Source organism: Neobacillus cucumis (assembly GCF_002860255.1).
In the GTDB taxonomy this organism is placed as follows: domain Bacteria; phylum Bacillota; class Bacilli; order Bacillales; family Cytobacillaceae; genus Neobacillus; species Neobacillus cucumis_A.
Genome location: NZ_PGVE01000080.1, coordinates 1 through 23,968, shown reverse-complemented (window position 1 = coordinate 23,968; position 23,968 = coordinate 1). Strand labels below are relative to the sequence as shown.

Genomic DNA, 23,968 nt, shown 5'->3' with positions numbered 1-23,968 from the left:
GTTGAATATTAAGTGAAGAAGACAATTAGTAAGGTCAATCCTGCAACAATCATAAATAAGTAAGCAACAATAGCTGTTATAATTCGAAATACCCCATTTAACTTATAACGGCTTAAATAAATCGTTATAATGGCAAGAAACATAAGAGCCATCCCTGCAATGGATATCCACATTTTAATCATAGCTGGCGACAATTGTTATTCCCCCTTTTTCGAAATTTAATTATAACATAGCTGATATTATAAAAAAATTTTTTTACCAAAATAAAAAAACTGAAGTAAAGAGGGGCGAGTTCTTTACTTCAGCCAAATCTGGACTAAATAACCCATACTCCAGCGTCTACTACCAGGTTGCTTCGTTGCATTGTATGCAAACTAAACAAAAAACGCATCATGAGAAAGCCTATTTTCTTAATAAAAATGCACATTTTTATTCTTCAAAGGATTTTTCTTCAAGGACATTTACTAAATCTTCCATCTCATGTGTTCTGCCGCGTGCCATTAATACATCCACGGCATCCTTTGGATTTTTACCATTAAATAAAACATTATAAAGGGCAAATGTAATCGGCATCTGAACATCATACTTTTGAGCGAGCTGATATGCAGCTTTAGTTGTCCTAACTCCTTCTACTACCATTCCCATATTATCAAGAACTTCATCAAGTGTTTTTCCCTTCCCTAGGAGGTTACCTGCTTTCCAGTTTCTTGAATGCACACTCGTACATGTTACAATTAGATCACCTATCCCTGTTAACCCCGAGAAAGTTAATGGATTAGCCCCCATTTTTGTTCCGAGGCGCGCTATTTCTGCCAGTCCACGGGTCATTAGAGCGGCCTTTGCATTATCACCATATCCAAGGCCATCGGTGATACCTGCCGCTAGAGCGATAATATTTTTTAATGCCCCGCCAATCTCCACACCAATGACATCTGAATTTGTATAAACACGGAAATTTTGATTGATAAATAAATCCTGGATCTGTTCAGCTGCTTCCATACTTTCAGATGAAACTGTAACGGTTGTTGGGTGTCTGAGGCTTACTTCTTCAGCATGACTTGGTCCCGATAATACAACAACATTTTTCAAGAGTTCTTTTGGCATCTCTTCTGCTATAATTTCGCTGATTCGTAACAAAGTATCAGGCTCAATCCCTTTACTTACATGTGTAATGGTAATAGGCGCCTTCTGTATTGCCCGAATGTTCCCTAAGACTTCGCGTATGGCTTTTGTTGGAACGGCTAATATAACATGTTCCACCCCCATTAAAGCATCACTTAGCGAGGCATAACCGACAATTAATTCAGGCAGTCTGATATCAGGTAAATATTTTTTATTCGTATGGAATTGATTAATTTCCTTTACCTGATCCTCATTATGACTCCATAAACGCACATTACTAGCATTATCTGCAAGTACAATGGCAAGGGCAGTTCCCCAGCTGCCTGCCCCTATTACTGTTACTATTTTGCTTTCCTCCTGCAAACTAATCACCAGCTTTTTTATTATTTTCTTTCTCGAGCATAAATTTTAATTGGAGTTCCCTCAAATCCAAAAGAATCTCGAATTCTGTTTTCAAGAAAACGCTCATAGGAAAAATGCATTAATTCAGGTTCGTTCACAAACACAACAAAGGTTGGAGGTTTGACTGCTACTTGGGTTGCATAGTAAATCTTTAACCGTTTTCCTTTGTCGGTAGGTGTTGGATTCATCGCCACTGCATCCATAATTACATCATTTAACACGCTTGTTTCAACCCGCATCGAATGGTTTTCGCTTGCCGTATTAATCATTGGCATAAGTGTATGGATCCGTTTTTTTGTTTTTGCGGATAAGAAAACAATCGGAGCATAGCTAAGAAATAAGAAATGTTCTCTTATTTTTTGTTCCAACTCTCTCATCGTCTTCTCATCTTTTTCAACGGCATCCCATTTATTAACTACAATGACTACAGCTCGTCCTGCTTCATGAGCATATCCTGCTATTTTCTTATCTTGTTCAATAATGCCTTCTTCAGCATTAATAACTACTAAAACAACATCAGAACGTTCTATTGCTCTTAGCGCACGCAGTACACTATATTTTTCGGTACTCTCGTATACTTTTCCTTTTTTTCTGATCCCTGCTGTATCAATAATGACATATTTTTGGCCGTTATAGGTATATGGTGAATCGACAGCGTCACGGGTGGTACCAGCAATATTGCTGACAATGACACGTTCTTCTCCTAAAATGGCATTTACTAGTGATGATTTCCCAACATTAGGACGTCCAATTAAAGAAAATTTGATGACATCTTCATCATATTCTATTGGTTTAGATTTTGGAAAGTGTTTAGCTGCCTCATCTAATAAATCACCAAGACCAAGTCCATGGGATCCTGAAACTGGGATTGGTTCACCAAAACCCAATGCATAAAAGTCATAAATAAACTCACGCATATCAGGGTTATCTATCTTATTCACCCCTAATACGATTGGCTTTTTTGATTTATAAAGAATCTTTGCTACTTCCTCATCCGCAGCTGTTACACCTTCCCGCCCATTTGTTAAGAAGATAATAACATCGGCTTCATCGATAGCAACTTCCGCTTGCTGACGAATTTGTTCTAGGAACGGCTCATCACCAATATCTATTCCACCAGTATCAATCACATTAAAATCATGTGTTAACCATTCTCCTGAACTGTAAATCCGATCTCTCGTTACTCCTGGTACATCTTCAACGATGGAAACTCGCTCACCGACAATCCTATTAAAAATCGTGGATTTTCCAACGTTAGGTCTTCCTACAATGGCAATAACGGGTTTTACCATTAAAATCGCCATCCTTTCTTATATATTTCACAAAAAATATTAGTTAGCATTATTCAAATTGAAAGTTCTTATTTAAGTAAGGAAAATAGCCTTAAGTAAAGAAACCCTTCTGTCAACAAGAAGGGCCTAACTTCAATTATTTTAACAATGTTAAACCTTTCCCGCAATGGAAAGGTTTATCCAAGCATGGCATTTACGATGATTTTTGTTTTCCTTTTTCAAAAAAATGAAAGTGAGTCTGCATATATGTCCCTGCATTTTCAATTACACTCCAGCATGCGAGTATAGCTGTAATTAATGCACAAACGTCAAGATATTCAAAAGTGCCTATTGCATATGGAAAAGGAAATTTACTTAAGGTATAAGCATATAAGAACTCCCCTTGCATCGTTCCGCAAATGGTAATCAGTATTCTGCCTTTTAAAGTTTTCTGAAGAAGAATCGCTAGATATCCAAAGCAAAAACCCATCATCCATTCCTTTTTGAATATAATCCAGATTGGGTCAAAAATCTCAAACAAATGAAACGCCACATAACCAATCGAAACAATTAATGAACAAATAAAGAAATAGACTATTTTCCCCCTTGTTTCTTGGCTAATAAATAAATAACAAATCATTAATAAAAATAAACCACTAGCATGAATTTCATACCCAAAAATGACAAACTGAAAACTAGATAAAAGAATGACAATTAGAATAATTACAGATAATTTTAATCGATAGGGATTTTTTTTATCTACGATGAATGTTAAAAACACCCAAAAGGACCAAAAAATCAAATAAAACATCGAACCTTCCATACATACACCTCCTATTATTATCATTATTGGTAATCTTTATGTACTTTCATACTTCCTTGAATAATATTTCAATCGTGAATCATCTTATTAAGAGGAGGTGTGGAAAATGGGAAAAGACCGCCAAGAGAAAAAGCTAAAAGCTAGTAGAAGAGTGGAGTCAGATCGTGATCAGGCATTACATTATAAGGGTGCTACAAAATTATCTAGTCCCGAAGAAGCTAGGGATTTAAACGATGGAAAATATGATCGTTAAAACTAAGAGCGCAAGCGCCTTGGTTAGCCCCGACAAGCACAAGACAAGCCGGCGGAAAGGTTGCTCTTTAACCTTTTGGACGGATTGGCTTGTGACCTCGAGGGGCTAGGCGCTGGACAAGTCTCAAAGTCGATTTTTCTTTCTTAGCTACTTAAAAAGCTCTCGCTGATGCGAGAGCTTTAAATTTTACGCTGGCTATATTGTTTAGTGTCGATTCCTCTTTGATTTAACCAATGATACGTATCACCGGAAATAATTAGAGGCACTTTTTTTAAGTCTGAAATAGTTCTTGCTCCTAACGCGGTCATGATCATCCGTAATTCCATATGAAGATTTTCAATAGCCTTTACTAGTGCCTCTAGACCTTCATCAACAAGAATTTTTAAAAAGAAACCAGCCAAACCGATAGCGCTGGCACCAATTGCCAAACCTTTTGCAATATCAAGACTTGAGGAAAAACCACCAGATCCAATAATTGGAACTCCATTACCTGTACTTACAGCTTCTATGATTGATATTGGTGTAGGGATTCCCCAATCATTAAAGAACGGAAGAGAATGTTCCCTGCGCTTATTTTCGATTTCAGCAAAATTGGTTCCTCCAAAGCCTCCGATATCGACAATCGAAACCCCTGCAGAAATCAAAGATGAAACCGTATCCTTGGACATACCAAACCCAACTTCCTTCACTATTATGGGTATATCCACTGCATTTGAGATTTCTTCTATTCTTTTTAAAGAGCCGGTAAAATCACGATCTCCCTCTGGCATCGTCAGTTCTTGAATCACATTTAAGTGAATTTGTAAGGCATTGGCACCAATCATATCGATTGCCAATTTAGCATTTTCAATGGTCGCCTCACTTCCTAAATTAGCAATAACGATTCCCTTCGGATTCTCTTTACGTACAATATCATAAGTGTATCTCTCTTGTTTATCTTTAATAGCTGACATTTGTGAACCTACAGCCATCGCTACCCCAGTATGCTTAGCGGCAATCGCCAGTTGCTCGTTAATTCGATATGTTTTTTCTCCGCCGCCGCCTGTCATTGCATTGATAAAAATTGGCGAACTTAAATAAAGTTCGCCAATTGAGTCATTTAATCGAACATCGGATACATGGATATTCGGTAAGCTTTGGTGAATAAATTTGATATCGTCGAAAACTGTAGAACGATTTTGCCTATTTTCCAAGGCAAAGCGAATATGATCCCATTTTCGTTCAGATCTTGACACTTACATCACCATTATTTTCCTAGATTCTTTAGTTTATCTCCGATCATTTCTCCAAGCTGGAACCCTTTAGATTCTTCAGGAAGCTCGTAATCAAAGTTTTCCTCAGCCTCTTTTTCAAGCAATTCCTTTATGCTTAATGATAAACGCTGATCTTGCTGGTTTACATCAAGAACCTTCACTTGTACTTCTTGACCCTCTTTTAAAACTTCATGTGGAGTTCCAATATGTTTATGAGCAATCTGCGAAATATGAACAAGTCCTTCTACACCAGGGAAAACTTCCACGAAAGCTCCATAAGAAACTAATCTTTTCACTGTTCCATTTAAAACACTTCCTTTAGGAGCTTTTTCAGAGATATCGCTCCAAGGTCCTGCAAGAGTTTCTTTTATGGATAATGAAATTCTCTCATTATCGCGATCAACACTTAATACTTTCACTTTCACTTGCTGTCCTTCTTGGACAACGTCAGAAGGCTTATTAACATGTTCATGGGATAACTGAGAAATATGAACTAAACCATCAATTCCACCGATATCTACAAATGCACCAAAATCAGTAATTCTTTGTACAGTTCCATCAATAACCTGCCCCACTTCTAAAGCACCAAGACGGTTTTGTTTCAATTTACCTTTTTCTTCTTCTACCACTGCACGATGAGAGAGAATTAAACGATTTTTTTCTTTATCAAGTTCAACAATTTTAAATGAAAGTGTACGTCCTTTGTAGTCACTGAAATCTTCAACAAAATGAGCTTCAACAAGAGAAGCAGGAACAAATCCGCGAACACCAAGGTCCACAACTAGTCCGCCTTTAACTACATCTTTTACTTCTGTTTCAAAAACTTCTCCAGCTTGGAATTTTTGTTCTAAGCTTTCCCAAGCCTTTTCAGCATCAACTTTCCGTTTTGATAATACAAGTGCATCTTCTTCTACTTTAGTTACTTCTAATTCCAATTCGTCGCCTTCTGCTACAGCGTCAGAGGCCTTTTCGATATGGAGACTTGAAAGTTCACTAATTGGTATAATACCATCCAGCTTACTGCCTGGGATATTCACAAGCACCTGTTTTTCTTCAACCTTAGTAACTTGTCCAGTTACTTTATCCCCAATTTCAAAGTTTTTCACTTCTACTTGATTTAATTCTTCCGACATATGTATTCCTCCTTATTCCATTTACTCTAAAAAATCTATATATGATTTGGTGAGAAGCACACTGCATCCACCACATATAAATTAAACAAAACCAATAGAATTTTCAAAAAAAATCTCTTTTTATTAACTTCTTACAAATAGTCTTTTTTGTCAAGCAGAAGCTATTTATGCTCTTTTATAAGTTTATCAATTTCTGACATAATTAATTCAGTAACCTGCTCTGCTGAAGCTTTTGTTTGCCGCATTTCAGTCATATCGATTGGTTTTCCATATACCATTTTCAATTTGTTTAGACTTTTATACGGACCAATGACCGCACATGGAACAACTTGAGCTTCCGTTCTTAATGCAAAAAAACCAGCCCCTGAAAGCCCTTTTCCTAGTTCCCCCGTTTTACTTCTGGTCCCTTCCGGAAAGAGGCCAAAAACATGTCCGTCTTTTAAAAGCTTCAATCCTGTCCTTAGAGCCTCTCGGTCATTAAATCCCCTTTTCACTGGGAACGCATTACATTTTCTAACAATCCCTCCTAGTACAGGGACCTGAAATAGCTCATCCTTAGCCATATAATGCACAGGACGAGGACACATAATTCCGACAACAATGGGATCGAGTACAGAGATATGGTTGGCGCAAAGAAGGACGCCTCCCTCTTTCGGGATATTTTCCACCCCTATAGCTTGTATCCGGTACCACGGTTTGAAGATGGTATAAACCACCGATCTTGCAAAGCCATAAAACGTCACACTCTACCAATCCTTTCCTGCACGAGCGCCATGATTTTACCGACAACATCAGGAATAGTCAAAGAGGTTGTGTCGATTTCGATTGCATCACTTGCCTTCTTTAATGGAGCTACTTCTCTTTCTGAGTCAATTTTATCTCTCTGTGCAATTTCTGCTTTTAATTGTTCTAAATCAGAAGGAAAGCCTTTTTCAAGATTTTCAGCATGCCGCCTCTCAGCTCTCTCTTCTACACTTGCCAGCAAAAATACTTTTACTTCAGCGTTTGGCAAAACATGCGTTCCAATGTCCCGGCCATCCATTACAACACCGCCTTCTGTAGCAAATGCCTGTTGTCTTTTTACCATTTCTTCACGGACTTTTGGAAGCCTAGCCACATATGATACAGAATTAGTTACTTTAGCTGAACGGATTAAATCAGTGACATCAAGGTTGTCTAAAAAGACTAATTGTCCTCTATCTGACGGTTTTAATTCAATTACAGTGGATAAAAGAGTGTTCAATAAAGTGATTTCATCTTCCAAATCCAGCTGATTAATAATGGCTTTATATGTCAATGCTCTATACATGGCTCCAGTATCAATATAAATATAAGATAGTTTTTCTGCCACAATTTTTGCTACTGTACTCTTCCCGGCTGCGGCTGGTCCGTCAATTGCGATTGATATTTTGTTTTCCATAAATCCTCCTAAATGCTCTCTTAATCGTCTGGTCCACTCTATTTATTTTACCACAAGATAAAGATATGCTTCTTTTTTTTAAATATATAATTAAAAGAATTTTCAACTGTTTTAAAATAAGATTCCCCAATTCACCATATAAAAATAGGAAAGTATAAACCTCCCTGTTAGATGGAAGTACTTTATACTTTCCTATTGCAAATAGATTCATTTTTTATCGTTTCCCTGAAAAAGTTTGTAAAATTTCCGTTAATGTATTTTCATTAACTCCTTCATACCTTGCCAAATGTTTTACTTGTGGAAGGATATCCATTTGATGAAATAGTATTTGTGAAATAAATAAAAAAATAAATTGAACAATGACCACTTTAATTAGAATTCTCTCCACTGTTTTCAATCAAATCACTCCAAGACTATATATCCATTAGTATTGGAGTACGCCACTGATTTTATTCTTCTTACAACTGCCAGCAATAAATAAGAAGAGGGAAAAGCCTCTTTTCCCTCATAATACATCTTCATATGTTGCCTCTGTGTTTTTTAGCTTTTCTACTTCTTCCTCTATTCCGGATTTAGCATTTATATAGATGCGGTAGGTATCTTCGCCCATTGTACCTAAAAACTCATAGCATAGTACTTCTTCATTTAAATCATTCACGATCATTGCTTGACGGTGTTCCATCACCTTTAATTTAGGATTTACTTTTGCACGAGCTTGTTCAAGCGTTAGGACCGGTTTTTCAATTGTTCGAGTTTGAAAGGTTTTTAAGTATTCTTCTGCTGAAACACCTATGATATCCCCATTATCCAATGCTACTTTAACCTTCACTGATTCCGGATAAATTCTTACCCCATTTATATTAGTAACAAAATTAAATACTCCAATATTGTCATATTGTGTGCTCTCAAATACTTCTAAATTTTTAAAACCTGTATCCTTCAAAAATGCAGCTGCTTTATTGTTCGCATCATTTAAGCTTAGTGTCTGTTTCTTTACATCACGACTATTAATAAACCATATTGGGTGTCCAGCCTTTTTGGTTATATCCATACTTGCTTCTTGCCCTGTTTTATTATTTTTAATCGATACACTGTAAAAACCAAAATCAGAACCTTTACCATTATCCGTTACCTTTACGTTTGCATTCCCGTCGAAATTCATATATTTTTTAGCAATTTGGATGGCTTCCTGACGTGTTATGGTTTTGCCTTTTATTTTATTAAAGTTTTCATCTCTTTTTTGAAAGTTAGCAAATGTAGGTCCAAAGTCTGATTCATCAAAGCTGGTTACTGTTTTCTCAACTGTCTTAAAACCATCAATAATCGTGTTATCCGTATTCTCTTTCCCTGATGCAAGGGCAAGTTCTACATCCATCCAACGAAGATTATTTTTTAGGACCATATGCTGTACATTCCGCAGTTCATTTTGAATGTCACCAGACTGTTTATACAGAGAATTAAGTGTTTGATATTCCTTATCTGTTAATGGGTTCTTCGATAAATCTCTTACGGCAGTCTGATAACTAAAATTTCCAATATTCGCTAAGAATGCTTCAGTTTTGTTAAATGGTAATAGTGTTAAAGGAAGCTGGCCAACATCTCCATGTGCCTGTGACGTCAGTCTCCATACTTCAATTAAGGATGGAGATAAGGACTCTTTAGAATTCATAGCTAGCGTAGTCCCAATTTTATCGTGCAACATGTCCATTCGATATGCAAGATCATGGAATGCTCGTTGATAGTTGTTTTCAGCATTAATAAGTACTGCGTTTTTCTCTTGATGTTCTTGATAGCCCCAATATGCTGTTCCCGCAATACCCAGAGCGAGAATTCCTATCAATATTCCTCTTATCATTTCAACTCACCTCTCTATTTACAAAAAATATGTTGACCAATTCGTTTGATTTGCGGTCTTCCCCATATCCATCCACTTGTAGCCGTAGCAGGATTAAAGTAGTACAACGCTTCGCCCGTCGGATCCCAACCATTAATTGCATCTAGTACCGCTTTTCTTGAATTCTCATTTGGAGTAAGCCAAATTTGTCCATCGGCAACAGCTGTAAATGCCCCTGGTTCAAAAATAACTCCAGAAACAGTGTTTGGGAATGAAGGACTATTAACACGATTCAAAATAACAGCGGCAACTGCAACTTGACCTATATAAGGCTCTCCTCTTGATTCGCCATTAACAGCATTGGCCATTAGCCGAATATCATTTTGTGAAAAACCCTTCGGTGTATTAGACGCAGCCTTCTTTGTTCCAGTTGATTTTGGAGCAGTTGAATTTGGAGCAGTAGATTTCTGTGCTGTTTGTTTATTATATTTTGTAGCTTTGGCTAATTTCGCTTTAGTTGTTGCCCCGGCAAGTCCATCAATCGGTAAACCAAATTCATATTGAAAATTTCTTAATGCCCAATAGGTGCTCCATCCAAATACTCCATCAATTTTCCCATGGTAGAACCCAATATACTTAAGCCTGGATTGAAGTTCAATGACATCCTCACCAACTGCCCCTCGTTGGATAACTTGATTGCTAAAAGCAAATACTTTTTGGCTCTCCAATAAAGAAAATGGCATAAGGCAAGAAAAGAATAGGATGAAGAATTTGATTAGGATGCTTTTCTTAATCATGGAATAATAACCCCCGTTTTGAATCTTTTTAGCATTAAACCTATTTTTTGTTTAATTGGTGTTTTTATTCCATTTCAAGCAGAAAAAAACCCTTCAAAATTATTGAAGGGCTTTTTTAACTAATAAAAATGAAATTACACTGGCGCTTGTGCCTTTTGGTCCGAATATTGCTTCTTAAAATGATTGGCACTGAGGATTTTCGCCTTTTTAACTTTTCGTAATCCAAACCACCAAAGGAAAATCATAAAAGGAAAAATAATCATCATCCAATTTTCAAGTGAGATTAATATATAATCATAAGAACCATGCAGAAGTATCGGTAAAACCAGGGATAATAATATCCATTTTGCTTTATTCCCTTTGGTAAACTTTGCTTTTCCCAGATAAAATCCCATAATAACGCCAAATAAAGCATGGCTTGATACTGGTAGCAATGCACGAGTCATGGCATGCTCAATTCCATTTGCAACTAAATAAAAGATATTTTCAACCGTAGCAAACCCAAGGGAAACTGCAACGCCATAAACGATGCCATCAAACGGTTCATCAAATTCAACATGTTGATATATAAGATAAAAAAGAATAAACCATTTAAAAAATTCTTCCAAAGTACCTGAGCCAAAAAAGGCATTTAATACATTAGATTTTAATAAATGCTCAGTTTCCAAAACATATTGGATAAACATTATTGGAAACACTAGCAGAACTCCATATAAAAATGTCCGAAAAACAAAGGAAATAGGCTCGGGCTCATATTCATCTTTTAAATAAAAATAACTTAGCAAGGCCAAACCTGGAGCAACTCCAGCAGATAATATTCCAAGCATGCTGAACCTCTTTTCCAATCCTTTTTCTTAATGGTACCATGGATAGCCTATAAAGAAAATGAAAGTTTCATTCCAGCGCTTACTGTTTTCTAACTCTATTGTTTAAAAAACATAAGTTAAAAATTTATGTTTTCTAATCCGCTGGCCAACGCTACAGCCAATTTCATTCTTGCTTTTTTAGAATCATTATCACTTCCCAGGATTACTCCTTTTTTATAAAGGTCGTAGGCACTCCCTTTATAATCGTAGGTTGTATACACAGCGCCTTCTTCAGCGCTGGTAGTTATTACAATTTTTATACCTGCTTTGATAGACTTTTCAATCTCCTCCATCATTTTCGGAGCTACTTGTCCTCTTCCTACTCCTTCAAGAATGATACCGGCAACCCCAGCTTCTCGGGCAGCTTTAATAAATTTCCCATCTGCTCCTATATAGCATTTGATAATTTCAACTTCAGGGATTGAAGAGTTTAATTGAAAATACTCTCTTTTAATAGGTTTTTGAAAAACATGAACTTTATCGTTATCAATTATACCTAGATAGCCGAAACCAAAAGCATTAAATCCCTGGATGTTAGATGCATGCTCTTTTTTTACATACCTAGCGGCAAAAATTCTTTCATTGAAAACAACAACAGTACCTACATCAAGTAAATCCAGGGAACAAGCGGAATAAATTGCGTGGCGTAAATTAATATACACATCACTGCCAAGATCTTCTGGGGAACGCTGTGATCCCGTTACAATTACAGGACGGTGGTCATTAATAGTTAAATCAAGAAAATAACTTGTTTCCTCCATCGTATCAGTCCCATGTGTAACAACTACACCAGAAACTGTCTCGTCCTTAAAATAATCCTCTATTTTATTCTTTAAAACAACTAAATCGGCAAACGTTATATGAATACTCGCTTTTTGGAAAACTGATTCCACTATTACTTCTATTTCATTAGGTAAATTACACATGGAAGCCAGTTCTTCTCCTGTTATCGCTCCAGATGCTAATTTACCAGAAGTCTTATTCGGTTTACTTGCAATCGTACCGCCAGTTGTTAAAAGAACAACCTTCTTCATCATTAATCACCCTTTAGTTTCCTTTTCTAGTATAGATTGCGCAATTTGACCGCCATGGAAACGGCCATTTTCTATAAATATCTCATTTGCATTATTACCGGCCGCAATCACCCCGGCAATAAAAATCCCGCTTATGTTGGTTTCCATTGTATCGGGATTAAAAAGAGGACGACCTGTTTCTTCATCAATTTTAATCCCCATTTTTACTAAGAAATCATGATCTGGATGGTAACCAGTCATGGCAAAGACAAAGTCGTTTTGAATCGCTTTTTCTTCTCCATTCCTTGAATAAATTATTTGATCTTTCGTAATTTCTTTTACATCAGCTTGAAACTCCATTTTGATCGTACCATTTCTTACTAATGATTCGAATTCTGGCAGAATCCATGGCTTTATACTTGGTGAGTATTCTTTTCCACGATATAGAACTGTAACACGTGCTCCTGCCTTTACAAGTTCAATTGCTGCATCAACACTTGAATTCTTTCCTCCAATGACACACACATCCTTATCAAAATATGGATGTGCTTCCTTAAAATAATGGAAAACCTTTGGCAAGTTTTCACCAGGTACGTTCATATAGTTAGGATGGTCGTAATAGCCTGTTGCAACGACCACATAACTAGTCTGGTATGTATCTTTATCCGTTTTAACCTGGAAGTGATCGTCCTTCCTAGAAATTTCTCTAACCGTTTCAAATGCATTAATCCGAATTTGTTTACGCTTAGCTACTTCTCTATAATACACAAGTGCCTGGTTTCGTTTGGGTTTATAACTGTCTGTAACAAAGGGAAAACCGCCGATTTCTAATTTTTCACTTGTACTGAAAAAGGTTTGATGGGTGGGATAATTATAAATGGAATTTACGACATTCCCCTTTTCGATAATTAAAGGTCTCTTTCCGATTTCTTTTAACGAAATAGCTGCCGCTAATCCACAAGGCCCCCCGCCCACAATTATAATATCTTCTATTTGCATTATGGCCAACTCCTTAAGAACAAATTATATATAAAAGAATTATTTTTACTACAAAAAAAAATCTCCTACCGTATCATGATAGGAGATTTTTAATCTAGTTTCAACAAACAACCCTTTACTATTGCTGCCAATAAATTATATCCAGCCTCTAAATCGGCTCGCTTCAGCCATTTTTCTTACCCCTACCATGTAGGCAGCAAGACGCATATCTACCCGGCGGGTTTGTGCAGTATCATAAATATTTTTGAATGATTTAACCATTACTTTCTCTAATTTTTCTTCCACTTCTTCTTCGGTCCAATAATAGCCTTGATTATTTTGCACCCACTCAAAATATGAAACAGTAACCCCTCCCGCGGATGCTAAAACATCTGGCACCAACAAAATTCCACGATCAGTTAAGATTTCGGTTGCCTCCAGTGTTGTTGGACCATTCGCAGCTTCAACCACGATTTTCGCACGAATATTATGAGCATTTTCTTCCGTAATTTGATTTTCAATTGCCGCAGGAACTAAAATATCACAATCAAGTTCAAGTAATTCTTTATTGGTAATCGTATTATTAAATAGTTTTGTTACAGTTCCAAAGCTGTCCCGTCTATCTAAAAGAAAATCAATATCAAGACCGTTTGGATCATAAAGAGCACCATAGGCATCAGAAATACCAATCACTTTTGCTCCTGCATCATGCATGAATTTTGATAAGTAACTTCCTGCATTTCCAAATCCTTGGACGACTACTTTAGCTCCTTCAATTTGAATACCTTTCTTTTTTGCCGCTTCACGAATACAAATCGTTACGCCTTTTGCTGTTGCAGATTCCCTTCCATGAGAACCTCCTAATACAAGCGGCTTTCCAGTAATAAATCCAGGAGAGTTAAACTCATCGATACGGCTGTATTCGTCCATCATCCATGCCATAATTTGTGAATTAGTAAATACATCTGGGGCAGGAATATCCTTTGTTGGACCAACAATTTGGCTGATTGCTCTTACATAGCCACGGCTTAGTCTCTCTAGTTCTCTAAAAGACATATCCCGTGGATCACAAACAATACCGCCTTTTCCCCCGCCATAAGGGAGATCAACAATCCCGCATTTTAAACTCATCCAAATCGAAAGGGCTTTCACTTCTGTTTCAGTTACATTTGGATGAAAACGAATACCGCCCTTTGTTGGTCCTACCGCATCATTATGTTGGGCACGGTAGCCCGTAAATATTTTTATAGAACCATCGTCCATTCTTATTGGAATTTTCACTGTCAGCAAACGTAATGGCTCCTTTAAGAGCTCATATACTTCTTCAGGATAACCTAACTTTTCAAGGGCTTTATGTATCACTGTTTGTGTTGCTTTCAACACATCGTGGTGTTCTCCCTCTTGATTAGTTTGACCATTTGCTTTATCGGCAACCATTTGAAATCCTCCTAGAAAATGCTTTACGTATGATCTCTTCTTTCAGAGACAAGTATACACGTTTACCCGATTTATGCAAGAAGAAAACATAGACTAAAAGCGCTGTATGTAAACGCTATTATTAATGTAAAAAAATATTATTTTTAAGAAAAAGACCTTAATTTATAAAGGGGCCTTCGCCCCTTTAGTATGATATTGATTATGAAAAGTTATTTAAAAAAATGGAGAATTGTTTCGACAGCAAAATGTTTCATCACTGGTTTACCATATTCTGCAAGAACATATGGACTTAGAATGGATGGACTGCCAAATTCCGATAAAATGCAAGCAGCCTTTTCCTTATGTGCGGCCTCCATATTATCCATTACAAGGTAATAGCGATTATTAAACCAATAAAGACTTCCACCATAAATGTCTATTATGGCAAGTCTTTTAGCCAGGCCGACTAGATGCTCAAATTCTCCAAATTCATATAAGAGATCCTCGCATCCTTCAACCCTTACCTGCATTTCGATATATCCATCGTATAATAAATCTTCATCATCTTTTACTTCATCCACAGTAATGATTAAGATCATTCCTTGAGCTTGAAGGGAGAAAATTTCTACAGCAACAGAACCCTGGATATCAACATCAAATTCTTCACTAGCTTCTTCGAGCATATCATGAAAGAGCTGATTCCATTTACTTGAATCCTTCCAAATATCCTCTTTTGAAAGACCTCTTTCAAATAAATCATCAGAGGTTAAAAAAATTTTTATTTTATTGGCCGTTAAGCGTTCTAAGCGCATGCTTTTGCCCCCTGCCGTGACGTAACTCTTGTTTTCAGTGTATGCCGCAGGGTACTATTGGTGAATTGTCTACATCAGCCTATCTTTTCCGGTCCTCGTTTCAGTGAGATAAGATGTGTTTCTGCAGGGGCTCCTAACCTTAAAGGCACGCTTGTAGTGCCATAACCATTACTTATTAAAAGAATGGTATTCTCAAGTTTTTTAATTTTTCCTATTTCAAAAGGGCTATATCCTAGGATATGTATTTGGCCTCCATGAGTATGTCCGCTCAGCACTAAGCTAATTCTATGCTCAGGAAGGATTTTTTTTGTTATAGTTGGATAGTGACTAGCTAATATTTTAAAACTGTTGTCATCAGCATCCATTAGGGCAAAATCAAGACGGTCCCTCGCTTGGTTACAGTCATCAACTCCAAGGAGGGATAATTTGTCCCCGTGTTCGGATTCAAATGTTACTGCGGTATTATCCAAGAGTTTTACTCCCAAATCTAATAAAATGGCATCCAATTTACGAAAATCCACTTCATAATCATTGTTTCCCCAAACAAAATAGACAGGGCCAATTTTTTTTAATTTTAATAAATTTTCCTTTACCTGTTGAAATGGAACCCCTTTTTCCGTTAAGTCTCCTCCAATGATAACAAAGTCCGCTTTTCCTTTTACTTTATTAATAATCAAATCTGAAATAACTCTTCTATGAATATCTGAAATAAAAAAAATGCTAACCTTACCAAAGGAATCAGGAAAGTCAGGGAAGGAAATTTCATGCTTAACTACTTTATTTAAAAAGGCCTCCCTCACCATAAATAAAAGGAGAAAGATACCTCCCAATATCAGAATTACTACTGCCCCCCAAATAATCACCGATTCTCCCCCTCTTAAAGTTCTATGGAAATCATACCATAAAGAAGACTTAAAGAAAAAAAGACAAACATAATGATCCCTCCCATACAGTGTATGAGAGGGATCATTTTTCTTTACCTCTTCGTTTTTTAGTCTTCTTGAATACTTAATATTCGGAAGCCGTGTTCTTCAAGCTTCTTTGTAAACCTATCTATATTATTTTTCTTTTCAATCTTCATTACGATTCTTCTTACAAGTTTATCGGTTTCATCAAAGGTAACAAGAGAGATGATGTGTTCATGGAATTGATGAGCAATTTCTGAAAGACGGGCTATCCGTCCTTCGGTCTCAACAGATGTAAAAGCAATTCGTACTCCTGGCCGATTAACACCAAATGCACTTTCAAATGAACTTAAAACATCCGAACGTGTCAATACGCCCAAAAAAGTTTTATTCTCATCAACAACTGCTAATAAAGGAAAATCCTTTAAATCGAGAAGTGTTTTTTCAAACAATTCTCCACCTAGCAAAAATTTGTCTTCATGCGAAGTAATATTACTTACAAAAGTTGATGTCAGGTAGTCATCTTTCTGTTTGCCAGACTTAAAAAAGCCTTCATAAATGTTAAATCTTGTTACCACACCTGCATATTTATCACCGTTTAATACAGGCAACCCGTCAATTTGGTACTTTTCTAACATTTCTAAAGCATCCATTAGTGTTACATCAACTGGAGCGACAAAACATTCATGCTTAGGGATCATAATATTCTTAACAAACAATTCCCATCACCTCCTGAAATCTTTCCTATATCCTTATTATACTTCTACAATACAATTAAAAACCCCTTTTAATATTAAAGTTTTATGTCATGTAACCGAAATAATCTCATATGATTAAATGATATTGTATAAAGGGAGGGCGACTATGAATACACATTTTAAAACCTATCATCCTTACGCTAGTCCGTTTGACCCTTGTAAGCCAATCCTTGAAAAAGCATACTCTACACCACCCAATTTATATATGGGCTTTCAACCTCCAAATTTACCCCAATTTACACCACTTGAAGCTCTTAGGGCAGGGACATTATGGAAAGCCTTTTATGATCCTTGGTTCAGTCCACTTGAACCAGGTAAAGGAGGACTTCCACAATGAAACAGGTTCCAGCTGAATATTATCAACTAATGGAACAGCTTCAAGCAGTGGACTTTGTATTAGTTGAATTAACCTTGTACTTAGATACCCATAATGATGACCAGGAAGCGATTAATCAATTTAATCATTATGCAAAAGAAAGAAAAAGAATAAAAAAATTATTTGAAAGCCAATTTGGGCCTTTACAGCAATACGGAAACAGTTACTCTGGATACCCTTGGAACTGGGATGATACACCTTGGCCATGGCAAGTTTAAAAGCGGACTAAGTAAACAAAGTTCAAGGGAGGGCCATACATGTGGATTTACGAAAAAAAACTACAATATCCTGTACGAGTCAGTTCATGTAATCCAAGATTAGCAAAATATTTAATTGAGCAATATGGCGGTGCTGATGGGGAACTTGCTGCTGCCCTTCGTTACTTAAACCAGAGATACACAATCCCAGATAGGGTTATCGGTCTGTTAACCGATATTGGAACAGAAGAGTTTGCCCATCTTGAAATGATAGCTACCATGGTCTATAAGTTGACAAAGGATGCTACACCAGAACAATTAAAGGCTGCCGGTATCGAGGATCACTATGTGAACAATGATAAGGCCTTGTTCTACCATAATGCCGCAGGTGTTCCATTTACAGCCACTTATATTCAAGCTAAAGGAGATCCAATCGCAGACCTTTATGAAGACATAGCTGCAGAAGAAAAGGCACGAGCAACTTACCAATGGATTATTAATATGAGTGACGACCCTGACTTAAATGATGGTTTAAGATTTTTACGGGAGAGAGAAATCATTCATTCCCAACGTTTCCGTGAAGCTGTAGAAATATTAAAAGAAGAGCGGGACAAAAAGCGAATTTTTTAGTGAAATTAAGAAGCAGCGGCAAGATCTGCTTCTTATTTTTTTTCATGGTATAAATTAATATCATATTGCTTTTTCATTATTTCAAAAACAATATGGCGATTTTTCCATTCCTCTTCCCTCTTCCACAGGTCTTTACTGCGATCCACAATTTCACACCTTAGCTCCTGATACTCCTTCTCCTTTTTTTCCTTTTGCTGTTTTAAAAGATTCATGGCCCCAAATCCTACAATTGTGAACGCTAATAAGTACACAGCAACAGTATCATTTAAACCGGCTGACAACATCGCTAAAAAAGAATAGGAATATTGTTTTACGAAAGTTATATAGAAATAGAAAGTAAAGATAAATGCCAAAAAGAGTGTTCCATAAATTGAAAAATAATGCCACATTTTTACATCATCAAATTTTTTCTTTCTCTTTCTTACATTCTCTAACATTTGTTTGGTCGCCTGATCTGTATGTTCAAGCTGTTGAATTGGTGTATCCATGTTGTTCACCCTCCCTATATTCGATATATATATATTTATGATCTTGTCCTAAAATTTATGTCGCAAAAAAACCGATCAAAGATCGGCTAGTTATTTATAGGAATATTAAGGTGTGACAGTGTTTGTTTTACTTTTTTTCACAGCATCCTTTGTGTCTTGATCAGAGTTTGAGGGTTCAACTTTTTTATCATCATTTTCAGGATTGTTTTTTTTGAGGTTAATGGTTTCATACCCCACTGAATTTCCGGAAGTTTTTTGTGTTCCATTAATTTTCCCTCCATGATCTCGGTATGAAATCACACTAAAAATAATGATAGGAAGAAGAATAAAACACAGCACTAATAACCGAATGACCGGATATTTTACCTTCAATTTAGTTTTCTTTTTCTTTTGTCTGTGAACCTGCTCTCTCGGAGGGAGTTTTTCACTGTTACCTGCTGCCTTTTCATTTATTTTTTGAATCCGTTGTTTTAATCTCTCCGCTTGGTCCCTGTATGGTTCTTCTCTATTCACAGAGCTGTTCCTCTCCATTCTTGTCAACTGTTGTATGTCTAAATTTTATATATAATCCTAGAAGAAAATCTATGACAAAATGCATCATAATGGTTACCGCTAAATTACCAGTCCACTTATAAATGATCCCTATCAAAAAACTTAACAGGATAATATTTAAAAAGAGGAACCAATTAAATAGATAACGATAGTGAATGATGGCAAATATTGTGCTTGCCATCACTAGACCCACTTTCGTTTGAATAATGCCCCGGAAAAGCAGTTCTTCACTGAACGCTACAAAAAGGGCAATGATAAATGTATGAAATACATGTCTATTCTTAAAAATTCTTTGATTTAATCCTCCATCATCATAAAAAGAAGCAGGCAGCAACTTCATTAACAAAATATCAACAATTACAATCATTACACCTGTTGGAATACCAATGGTGAAAATATGATCATCTGACAAACTAAAATTTTGAATATATGGAAAATGATCATATAAAATTGCTCCCAAGATGAGTGAAACAATTAAAAGAATAATTTGTGTTAGGTATAAGTGATAGAGAAGTTCTTTATCTGTTAGTTCTGCAATTATTTGATGATATTTTCTTTTCATTCACTCAACTCACTATGAATTAAAATTTTTGAAAGATAATCCTGCCAGTTCTCTTCGCTTATCTGTGAAATGGCAGCATTCGCATCAGCTTGGTAATCATGTAGGTCCACACCACAGATATCACAGCAGGACGGAATCTGTTCGACCACTTCTTCAGCAAAATACTTTAAAATAAACTCTCGCCTGCATGAAGAAGAATCAACTAATTTCTTCATTTGGTAGATATTATCTTGCTTTACTCTCAATCTTTCTCTTATAAATTCCTTCATAGATGTTCTTAACAATTCCGAATTAGTACTCCTGTTCTCATGGTGATTTACATATTCCTTTACAATTCTCCACTGTATTTCAGAGAACCCTCCAAGTAAACTTAACTCTTCATTTAATTCCATTCTTCCATCATTTTGGACGCTATGCTCTAATAATTTTTCAAATAACCAATCTATTTGCAGTTCCGAAGGTATTTCACTCTCAGCAAGCTGAAATGGAAGCTGTTCATCACCTGGTGCATATAAAAGAATAGCTACACTTGGCAGCCCATCCCGTCCTGCCCTGCCAATTTCCTGAAGGTAAGACTCAATCTGCATCGGCAAATGAAAGTGTATAATAAAACGGATATTCTCCTTGTTAATCCCCATTCCAAATGCACTTGTGGCACAAACAACATCTAGCTGATTGTGAATAAATTGTTGTTGAATCAATACTCTTGTACTTGAATCTAATCCGCCATGATAAGACATTGCTTGACAAATCCCTTTTTCCATCAAGAGAGAGGCCATTTGATCTGCAGCTTTTTTACTGGAAAAATAAATAATCCCTGGTTTTTGCAATTGTGAAACAAGTTCTATGATTCGATTTTGTTTATCTTGATAATCGTTCAATCTTTCAAAATTAAAAGCTATATTAGGCCGGTCTATGGTTGATTCTATTTTTTTCATTTCTTTTTTACCCAGACCAAGGTAGGTAATAATATCTTCACGGACTTTTTTGGTAGCAGTTGCTGTAAGCGCAAGGGTTAATGGATTACCTAATGTTTTTCGAATATCACCTAGTTTGGAATAGTCTGGACGAAAGTCAAATCCCCACTGTGATATACAGTGGGCTTCGTCTACTACGAATAAAGAAATGGTAAGCTGTTTCAGGATGTTAATAATAAAAGGTACCCGTAACATTTCAGGTGATATGAAGATAAACTTATAACCGTCTAATTGACGAAGCACTTTATTTCTTTCTGACAAGGAGAGGAAAGAATTTAATGCAACTACTCTTTTCTCACCTAAACGTTTCATTTGCTCTACCTGGTCCTGCATTAAAGATAGTAATGGTGAAATAATTAATGTCTGACCGCTTAGAATATAGCCAGGAAGTTGATAACACAATGATTTGCCTGTACCTGTCGGAAGCATAGCTAATGTGTGCTCACCGGCAAGGATTGAGGATATAACTTCCTTTTGTCCTTTTTTAAATGAAGAATATCCAAAGTACTTTTTTAAAAGAGTTTCTAATTCCATCTTAATCACCATACTTTGCCAATACTAGCCTAATTTGTAGATACGTTGCAGATCTTAATTGATCCTTTATCAACTTTAATTGTCTTGTTCCCAGGCCGCGTGAAAGTTCTATGATCTTTTTTTGTAAATCCCTATCAACATAAGTATCGATTGAGAAGTTTTCTAGATGCAGTGCAAATTCAACTAAATGATCTTCTATTGTGCTTAGTTTTAAATTTCTTATTGCGGCTATTTTTTCAGGATTGAAGCCTTGCTTTAAAAGAGCCCAAGTTTTTCTTGAGGTAATAGTTAGTTCATTTTCTTTTTCTAAATCCTTAATGAGAAAGGGTAAAACCATGAAGCGGTTCGAATCTTTTGTAATCTTCTGGAGCAAATAATGTAATATGTTTATAAATTCAAGGTGATAATTGTGCTCATCTAAATTCAGTTTCCTAGCGGTCTGGAGTGGAGTTAGCCCTATTTTTTGGTAGCCAGTTAATCGAAACACTAAAATAGACGGATCGATATCCTTTGCCTCATTGAGACATTCTATTAATTCTGTAAATAAAACACTACCTAATTCTTTTCTGGGAACCTTTATTTCTTTTAACATTAATTTAAGCCAATTATGGACCTCTTTGTTTTTTTGAATTGGAATGTATTTTGTTTCTTGATATACAAGATTTGAAGTGACCTGTATAAGCAGCGACAATCTTTCCCAGAAAGTTGCTGTAAAGGAGTGATAATCCCAACCATTTAAATAATCGGCCTTAGATATATGTTCTAAATGTTTTCTTCCGAAAGCCGTTAATTGGTACTTCTGTTCACCAAAACTTTCAATAAAATTTTCACGGAATAACTCTTCCGTTATTTTTTCAAAGGTCTCTCTTGTAAGAGACTCATATATACCAAAAAATTCTTTCAATGAAAACAAATGGGCATCTTGAATGGTTTGTGATGATTTCTTTCCATTTAAAAGATGATAGATGGAATAAATGGTCCGTTCCTTGTTGAGCTGTTTTAAACAATATAGAATAACGGTTTTTATTTGCAGCATCTATCTCACCACTTCCACCTATTAATCGACAAAAATCTTCATTTTTTCATATATATTTTACCATGAAAATTCATAAACTGGTTGGCTAATACTAAAGAAGTTTCAATGAATAGGATATCATTCAAACTATACCCTAATATCATTTTTCTATTGAAAAGTTGCCCATACAGTTTTACAATAGGAATGAGTAATTCGTTTCCATATTTGCATCAGGAAACAGGGAAGAATAATATTTGTTATCTACTGGGAGGTTTTTTTTCATGGCAAAGTATACAATTGTTGACAAGGAAACTTGCATCGCATGTGGTGCATGCGGCGCAGCAGCACCAGATATCTACGATTATGATGATGAAGGTATTGCATTTGTAACTCTTGACGATAATGAGGGAATTGTTGAAATTCCTGATGTATTAATCGATGACATGATGGATGCTTTTGAAGGCTGTCCAACAGATTCAATCAAAGTTGCAGACGAGCCATTCGACGGTAACCCAACAAAATTCGAATAATATTACCCTTAAGCTACTTTTAAACAAACCCCATCTTTCAAAAGACGGGGTTTTTTCTTTTCTCTAAAAAACACAAGAGCCCCCTTATGGTTGCTCTTGTTGTTTTTTATGCACCTTTTACAGTAGAAAATTTATTAATCCATGCCTGCATTCGAATAAACAGCAACATGAAAATAATTGACATCATAACACCTTTTAAGATATTAAAAGGAAGAATTGCAGGTACGACCAAATTTCTCATATCCGGGAATCCCATAAGCAGCGTGTACGCCGGAAGGATGACAACATAATTTAAGATACTCATCACAACTGCCATAATAGCCGTCCCAGCCACTAAAGCAAGAGTCATACCCTTTCTAGTTTTAAGTCTGTTGTATACAAATAAAGTTGGAAGGACAAAGACGATCCCGGCAATAAAGTTGGCAATATGACCAACAGGAACACCGGTTTGACTTCCAGTTGCAATATAATTAAGAACATTTTTGAGAAACTCCACTAAAATTCCTGCAAGCGGACCGAAAACTAATGCCGCAATTAAAGCTGGGATATCGCTGAAATCAACAAAAAGAAAATTTGGAAAAAACGGCAGCGGGAAATTTAACAACATTAATAAATAGGCTATACTGCTTAGCATTCCAATTGAAACATAGGCTCTTACATTTAATCTCTTTCTTTTTTCCATTTTCCTCTCTCCTTTTGATCCATCATGTTAGGAAGAGAGGTTCAGCAAACAGACGACCTAGGTAATTAAAAACTCCCACAAGAAAAATCTTGGGGGAGTTTACAAAGGCACGCTTAATAAACATTCAATTAATCAAAATTTTTTGAATGTCTGCAGAACCTCCATCTTCTCCCATCCAGACTATACTGTCGGCTTTGGAATCACACCAAATCCTGCCCCAAAAGGCTCGCGGGCTTAAGAGTTATACTCTAATACCGCCGATCGGGAATTTCACCCTGCCCCGAAGATAGATCGATATTAAATTACGATTTTATTATACTAAAGAAAATTCTTTTTGTTAAGAAAAAAATTACACTGAAAAATCCGCAG

Annotated in this window: 29 protein-coding genes and 1 riboswitch; of the genes, 5 read left to right on the top strand and 24 right to left on the bottom strand. The window is 36.2% G+C overall.

The window, feature by feature from the left end; genetic code table 11:
• Positions 1-8 precede the first annotated feature (8 nt).
• From CVD27_RS21425 to CVD27_RS21410, 4 genes are all read right to left on the bottom strand, one after another.
• On the bottom strand, positions 9-194 hold the full coding sequence (locus CVD27_RS21425; protein WP_101650324.1) for a DUF2768 domain-containing protein: 186 nt from the start codon (positions 192-194) through the stop codon (positions 9-11).
• Positions 195-429: 235 nt separating this feature from the next.
• Entirely contained in the window at positions 430-1,467 is a 1,038-nt protein-coding gene (locus tag CVD27_RS21420) for an NAD(P)H-dependent glycerol-3-phosphate dehydrogenase (RefSeq protein ID WP_374703094.1), read from the bottom strand.
• 38 nt (positions 1,468-1,505) lie between these two features.
• Positions 1,506-2,816 (bottom strand): ribosome biogenesis GTPase Der, encoded by a 1,311-nt coding sequence (gene der / locus CVD27_RS21415; protein WP_101650320.1) that lies wholly within the window; start codon positions 2,814-2,816, stop codon positions 1,506-1,508.
• 193 nt (positions 2,817-3,009) lie between these two features.
• On the bottom strand, positions 3,010-3,618 hold the full coding sequence (locus CVD27_RS21410) for a YphA family membrane protein (protein ID WP_101650317.1): 609 nt from the start codon (positions 3,616-3,618) through the stop codon (positions 3,010-3,012).
• A 106-nt stretch (positions 3,619-3,724) separates the two neighbouring features.
• Between CVD27_RS21410 and CVD27_RS21405 the strand changes: the two genes are divergently transcribed.
• Positions 3,725-3,871, top strand: coding sequence for a YpzI family protein (locus CVD27_RS21405; protein WP_101650315.1), 147 nt, complete (start codon positions 3,725-3,727; stop codon positions 3,869-3,871).
• 179 nt (positions 3,872-4,050) lie between these two features.
• On the opposite strand, the gene fni is transcribed toward CVD27_RS21405, so the two are convergent.
• From fni to CVD27_RS21330, 14 genes are all read right to left on the bottom strand, one after another.
• Positions 4,051-5,106 carry a type 2 isopentenyl-diphosphate Delta-isomerase gene (gene fni, locus CVD27_RS21400; protein WP_101650313.1) on the bottom strand — a complete coding sequence of 352 codons (1,056 nt, stop codon included), beginning with the start codon at positions 5,104-5,106 and terminating at the stop codon, positions 4,051-4,053.
• Between the two features lie 11 nt (positions 5,107-5,117).
• Positions 5,118-6,257, bottom strand: coding sequence for a 30S ribosomal protein S1 (rpsA, locus tag CVD27_RS21395; RefSeq protein ID WP_101650311.1), 1,140 nt, complete (start codon positions 6,255-6,257; stop codon positions 5,118-5,120).
• A gap of 161 nt (positions 6,258-6,418) precedes the next feature.
• The gene (locus CVD27_RS21390) at positions 6,419-7,000 is read right to left on the bottom strand and encodes a lysophospholipid acyltransferase family protein (RefSeq protein ID WP_101650310.1); all 582 of its coding nucleotides are present in this window, start codon (positions 6,998-7,000) and stop codon (positions 6,419-6,421) included.
• Positions 6,997-7,677: a (d)CMP kinase gene (gene cmk / locus CVD27_RS21385; RefSeq protein WP_101650308.1), complete on the bottom strand. Its 681-nt coding sequence runs from the start codon at positions 7,675-7,677 to the stop codon at positions 6,997-6,999. Before cmk ends, CVD27_RS21390 begins: the two co-directional genes overlap by 4 nt.
• A 214-nt stretch (positions 7,678-7,891) precedes the next feature.
• Positions 7,892-8,065, bottom strand: coding sequence for a YpfB family protein (locus CVD27_RS21375; protein ID WP_257984453.1), 174 nt, complete (start codon positions 8,063-8,065; stop codon positions 7,892-7,894).
• 117 nt (positions 8,066-8,182) lie between these two features.
• The gene (ypeB, locus tag CVD27_RS21370; RefSeq protein WP_101650301.1) at positions 8,183-9,532 is read right to left on the bottom strand and encodes a germination protein YpeB; all 1,350 of its coding nucleotides are present in this window, start codon (positions 9,530-9,532) and stop codon (positions 8,183-8,185) included.
• Positions 9,533-9,546: 14 nt separating this feature from the next.
• Positions 9,547-10,254, bottom strand: a complete 708-nt coding sequence (sleB, locus tag CVD27_RS21365) for a spore cortex-lytic enzyme (RefSeq protein WP_374703093.1) — start codon at positions 10,252-10,254, stop codon at positions 9,547-9,549.
• A gap of 188 nt (positions 10,255-10,442) precedes the next feature.
• Positions 10,443-11,135, bottom strand: coding sequence for a glutamic-type intramembrane protease PrsW (gene prsW, locus CVD27_RS21360; RefSeq protein ID WP_101650297.1), 693 nt, complete (start codon positions 11,133-11,135; stop codon positions 10,443-10,445).
• Positions 11,136-11,251: 116 nt separating this feature from the next.
• Entirely contained in the window at positions 11,252-12,208 is a 957-nt protein-coding gene (locus CVD27_RS21355; RefSeq protein ID WP_101650296.1) for an asparaginase, read from the bottom strand.
• Between the two features lie 6 nt (positions 12,209-12,214).
• The gene (locus CVD27_RS21350) at positions 12,215-13,186 is read right to left on the bottom strand and encodes a YpdA family putative bacillithiol disulfide reductase (RefSeq protein ID WP_101650294.1); all 972 of its coding nucleotides are present in this window, start codon (positions 13,184-13,186) and stop codon (positions 12,215-12,217) included.
• Positions 13,187-13,321: 135 nt separating this feature from the next.
• Positions 13,322-14,602: a Glu/Leu/Phe/Val family dehydrogenase gene (locus tag CVD27_RS21345; RefSeq protein ID WP_101650292.1), complete on the bottom strand. Its 1,281-nt coding sequence runs from the start codon at positions 14,600-14,602 to the stop codon at positions 13,322-13,324.
• Between the two features lie 209 nt (positions 14,603-14,811).
• The gene (locus CVD27_RS21340; protein ID WP_101650290.1) at positions 14,812-15,393 is read right to left on the bottom strand and encodes a genetic competence negative regulator; all 582 of its coding nucleotides are present in this window, start codon (positions 15,391-15,393) and stop codon (positions 14,812-14,814) included.
• 74 nt (positions 15,394-15,467) lie between these two features.
• A complete protein-coding gene (locus tag CVD27_RS21335; RefSeq protein WP_180960393.1) occupies positions 15,468-16,196 on the bottom strand; it encodes a metallophosphoesterase in 729 nt (242 codons plus the stop codon).
• Positions 16,197-16,384: 188 nt separating this feature from the next.
• Complete coding sequence (locus CVD27_RS21330; RefSeq protein ID WP_101650288.1) at positions 16,385-17,017, bottom strand: CBS domain-containing protein; 633 nt, start codon at positions 17,015-17,017, stop codon at positions 16,385-16,387.
• Positions 17,018-17,162: 145 nt separating this feature from the next.
• Here CVD27_RS21330 and CVD27_RS21325 point away from each other — a divergent pair, with 145 nt between their 5' ends.
• Genes CVD27_RS21325 through CVD27_RS21315 form a run of 3 tightly spaced genes read left to right on the top strand, consistent with a single transcriptional unit; the run spans position 17,163 to position 18,259 of the window.
• Positions 17,163-17,393 carry a spore coat associated protein CotJA gene (locus CVD27_RS21325; RefSeq protein WP_101650286.1) on the top strand — a complete coding sequence of 77 codons (231 nt, stop codon included), beginning with the start codon at positions 17,163-17,165 and terminating at the stop codon, positions 17,391-17,393.
• Positions 17,390-17,650 (top strand): spore coat protein CotJB, encoded by a 261-nt coding sequence (locus tag CVD27_RS21320; RefSeq protein ID WP_101650285.1) that lies wholly within the window; start codon positions 17,390-17,392, stop codon positions 17,648-17,650. Before CVD27_RS21325 ends, CVD27_RS21320 begins: the two co-directional genes overlap by 4 nt.
• 39 nt (positions 17,651-17,689) lie before the next feature.
• On the top strand, positions 17,690-18,259 hold the full coding sequence (locus tag CVD27_RS21315; protein WP_101650283.1) for a manganese catalase family protein: 570 nt from the start codon (positions 17,690-17,692) through the stop codon (positions 18,257-18,259).
• 32 nt (positions 18,260-18,291) lie between these two features.
• Here the strand turns inward: CVD27_RS21315 and CVD27_RS21310 are convergent, their stop codons facing one another.
• The 5 genes from CVD27_RS21310 to CVD27_RS21290 form a co-directional block, all read right to left on the bottom strand.
• Positions 18,292-18,747, bottom strand: coding sequence for a DUF2663 family protein (locus CVD27_RS21310; protein WP_101650281.1), 456 nt, complete (start codon positions 18,745-18,747; stop codon positions 18,292-18,294).
• A 105-nt stretch (positions 18,748-18,852) separates the two neighbouring features.
• Positions 18,853-19,260: a hypothetical protein gene (locus tag CVD27_RS21305; RefSeq protein WP_101650279.1), complete on the bottom strand. Its 408-nt coding sequence runs from the start codon at positions 19,258-19,260 to the stop codon at positions 18,853-18,855.
• On the bottom strand, positions 19,253-19,861 hold the full coding sequence (locus tag CVD27_RS21300; protein ID WP_101650277.1) for a CPBP family intramembrane glutamic endopeptidase: 609 nt from the start codon (positions 19,859-19,861) through the stop codon (positions 19,253-19,255). Before CVD27_RS21300 ends, CVD27_RS21305 begins: the two co-directional genes overlap by 8 nt.
• Positions 19,858-21,372: a RecQ family ATP-dependent DNA helicase gene (locus tag CVD27_RS21295; protein WP_101650275.1), complete on the bottom strand. Its 1,515-nt coding sequence runs from the start codon at positions 21,370-21,372 to the stop codon at positions 19,858-19,860. Before CVD27_RS21295 ends, CVD27_RS21300 begins: the two co-directional genes overlap by 4 nt.
• 1 nt (position 21,373) lies before the next feature.
• Positions 21,374-22,408 carry a helix-turn-helix domain-containing protein gene (locus CVD27_RS21290; RefSeq protein WP_101650273.1) on the bottom strand — a complete coding sequence of 345 codons (1,035 nt, stop codon included), beginning with the start codon at positions 22,406-22,408 and terminating at the stop codon, positions 21,374-21,376.
• A gap of 260 nt (positions 22,409-22,668) precedes the next feature.
• On the opposite strand from CVD27_RS21290, the gene CVD27_RS21285 reads away from it, so the two are divergent.
• On the top strand, positions 22,669-22,917 hold the full coding sequence (locus CVD27_RS21285; protein ID WP_042355233.1) for a ferredoxin: 249 nt from the start codon (positions 22,669-22,671) through the stop codon (positions 22,915-22,917).
• 106 nt (positions 22,918-23,023) lie between these two features.
• Here CVD27_RS21285 and CVD27_RS21280 read toward each other — a convergent pair whose 3' ends face one another.
• Positions 23,024-23,599: an ECF transporter S component gene (locus tag CVD27_RS21280; protein ID WP_101650270.1), complete on the bottom strand. Its 576-nt coding sequence runs from the start codon at positions 23,597-23,599 to the stop codon at positions 23,024-23,026.
• A gap of 159 nt (positions 23,600-23,758) precedes the next feature.
• A riboswitch (FMN riboswitch) is annotated at positions 23,759-23,891 on the bottom strand.
• Positions 23,892-23,968 lie beyond the last annotated feature (77 nt).